General features: G+C 52.5%; 2 tRNA genes and 2 rRNA genes. All 4 read left to right on the top strand.

The features are described from left to right. A 16S ribosomal RNA gene (locus tag TG4357_RS18925) occupies positions 1-937 on the top strand; the annotation flags it as partial. A 164-nt stretch (positions 938-1,101) separates the two neighbouring features. After that, a tRNA-Ile gene (locus TG4357_RS18930) sits at positions 1,102-1,178 on the top strand. Positions 1,179-1,186: 8 nt separating this feature from the next. Beyond that, a tRNA-Ala gene (locus TG4357_RS18935) sits at positions 1,187-1,262 on the top strand. Positions 1,263-1,676: 414 nt separating this feature from the next. Next, a 23S ribosomal RNA gene (locus TG4357_RS18940) occupies positions 1,677-2,245 on the top strand; the annotation flags it as partial.

Consider the following 2,245-nt stretch of genomic DNA (forward strand, 5'->3'; position numbering starts at 1 on the left):
CGGACTAGTAAGTTAGAGGTGAAATCCCAGGGCTCAACCCTGGAACTGCCTTTAATACTGCTAGTCTTGAGTTCGAGAGAGGTGAGTGGAATTCCGAGTGTAGAGGTGAAATTCGTAGATATTCGGAGGAACACCAGTGGCGAAGGCGGCTCACTGGCTCGATACTGACGCTGAGGTGCGAAAGTGTGGGGAGCAAACAGGATTAGATACCCTGGTAGTCCACACCGTAAACGATGAATGCCAGTCGTCGGGTAGCATGCTATTCGGTGACACACCTAACGGATTAAGCATTCCGCCTGGGGAGTACGGTCGCAAGATTAAAACTCAAAGGAATTGACGGGGGCCCGCACAAGCGGTGGAGCATGTGGTTTAATTCGAAGCAACGCGCAGAACCTTACCAACCCTTGACATCCTGTGCTATATCCAGAGATGGATAGTTCCTTTCGGGGACGCAGTGACAGGTGCTGCATGGCTGTCGTCAGCTCGTGTCGTGAGATGTTCGGTTAAGTCCGGCAACGAGCGCAACCCACATCCTTAGTTGCCAGCAGGTTAAGCTGGGCACTCTAGGGAAACTGCCCGTGATAAGCGGGAGGAAGGTGTGGATGACGTCAAGTCCTCATGGCCCTTACGGGTTGGGCTACACACGTGCTACAATGGCAGTGACAATGGGTTAATCCCAAAAAACTGTCTCAGTTCGGATTGGGGTCTGCAACTCGACCCCATGAAGTCGGAATCGCTAGTAATCGCGTAACAGCATGACGCGGTGAATACGTTCCCGGGCCTTGTACACACCGCCCGTCACACCATGGGAGTTGGGTTTACCCGAAGGCCGTGCGCCAACCTTTCGAGGGGGCAGCGGACCACGGTGAGCTCAGCGACTGGGGTGAAGTCGTAACAAGGTAGCCGTAGGGGAACCTGCGGCTGGATCACCTCCTTTCTAAGGATGTTCCTGGCAGTCAGAGCTTGCTCTGGTTCGTGGAACACTTAGCAGAAGATCGAAAGTCAATTCGGTCACATCCGTTGCCTTTGCTTGCAAAGGACAACGTGGACCAGGCCGTCCTCATATCTCTTCAGCACAACATCAGGCCGACCGGCCTGTCTGGGTCGGTAGCTCAGGTGGTTAGAGCGCACGCCTGATAAGCGTGAGGTCGGAGGTTCAAGTCCTCCTCGACCCACCATCTTTTTTGGGGCCTTAGCTCAGCTGGGAGAGCGCCTGATTTGCATTCAGGAGGTCAGGAGTTCGATCCTCCTAGGCTCCACCAAATCCTTTCTTTTGGAAGGTTGTTGTCAGATACCTTAGAGCGCGATGATTGGATCGCTAAGCACTGTTTGAGTGTTTAGCCGTCCAATCGGACGTTTGACATCGTATAGAGAGATTACAAATCAACACTGTTTGATCGCCCGGCGTAACGGGATGATCTCAGTCAGGTTCTGCAGGCCTTCGGGTTTGCGGGAGGCGATATTGGACGTTGTTTCCTCGACGTTCTCCTTCGTATCCCTGCTGAAACGAACAGAGTTGTCCAAGTCAAGTACACTAACCCGGTCTCATTCCAGCACGGAAATGAGACCATGTCTGGCGCAAGCCAGGCGGGAAAAGTATGCTTTTGATCAGAAAGTGAGTTACCGGACGAACCAGCCCGGTGACGTGAGGTGCAAGCCTTGCTCTTTCTGGATCAAATCAAGCGCGAGAAGGGCGTTTGGTGAATGCCTTGGCAGTAAGAGGCGATGAAGGACGTGATACTCTGCGATAAGTCATGGGGAGCTGAGAATAAGCTTTGATCCATGAATTTCCGAATGGGGCAACCCACCTGACAGTTCGATATAATAGCCTTTTGGCTGCTTATATCTTGCTGAAACAGGTACTTATAGACTGAATACATAGGTTTATAAGAGCGAACCCGGGGAACTGAAACATCTAAGTACCCGGAGGAAAGGACATCAATTGAGACTCCCCTAGTAGCGGCGAGCGAACGGGGACCAGCCGAGCCTTGAATGTGAATAGAATGGTCTGGAATGGCCAACCACAGTGGGTGACAGTCCCGTATATGAAGCACGATAGGACGTATTAAGTAGGGCGGGACACGTGAAATCCTGTCTGAAGATCGGGGGACCACCCTCGAAGGCTAAGTACTCCTTACTGACCGATAGTGAACCAGTACCGTGAGGGAAAGGTGAAAAGCACCCCGACGAGGGGAGTGAAACAGTACCTGAAACCGAACGCCTACAATCAGTCGGAGGCTCCTTG

The organism is Thalassovita gelatinovora (genome assembly GCF_001458355.1).
In the GTDB taxonomy this organism is placed as follows: domain Bacteria; phylum Pseudomonadota; class Alphaproteobacteria; order Rhodobacterales; family Rhodobacteraceae; genus Thalassobius; species Thalassobius gelatinovorus.